Below are 530 nucleotides of genomic sequence, written 5' to 3'. Positions count from 1 at the left end.
AGCGGCCCCCGCCTTCGCGGGGGCGACGATTTTGGGAACGGCAAATTCCCACCCCAAAGCCAACCTCGCCTATTCGGGCGCTTCACCCTCCCCATCGGCTTCCATCGCGGGCCCTGTCTCCATCCGCACGAAGCGCATGTCGCCTTCCTTGCGGTGCAGCACTATTGCTGCGCCGTCGCGCGCCTCGATGCAGGCGCCGCTGAGGTCGATGCGGCCGAGGTCGTTGGGGATCAGCCGCACATGCAGTCGCCCGCGATCGGCGTCGCGGAGGTCGAAGCGCGGCGCGGTGATGCCATAGATATCCTCGCGCACCTCGATCCAGCGCGGCACGCGGGTCTCGTCGTCGGGCAGCGTCCAGCCATTATATTGGGTATAGCCCTCGACCGGATCGCCGCTGTCGAAACCGATGACGAAGTCGATGCCCGAAATCGCCTCGCCGTTCGGCCAGGTCGCGAAGATCGTCGGGACGGCGCCCTCGACCTCCACCGGTTCGGCCTTTTCGAACTGCGGCGCGACGGGCCTGGGATCGG

Annotated in this window: 1 pseudogene; it reads right to left on the bottom strand. The window is 67.2% G+C overall.

Annotation, left to right across the window (positions count from 1 at the left end):
- Window positions 1-69: 69 nt before the first annotated feature.
- Window positions 70-530, bottom strand: a pseudogene (locus B1A78_RS22935) (hypothetical protein); the annotation flags it as partial.

The sequence above is a fragment of the Sphingopyxis sp. KK2 genome (genome assembly GCF_001990265.1).
GTDB lineage: Bacteria > Pseudomonadota > Alphaproteobacteria > Sphingomonadales > Sphingomonadaceae > Sphingopyxis.
Note: the sequence above shows the minus strand (reverse complement) of the source record. Positions and strands in the feature narration are given on the sequence as shown.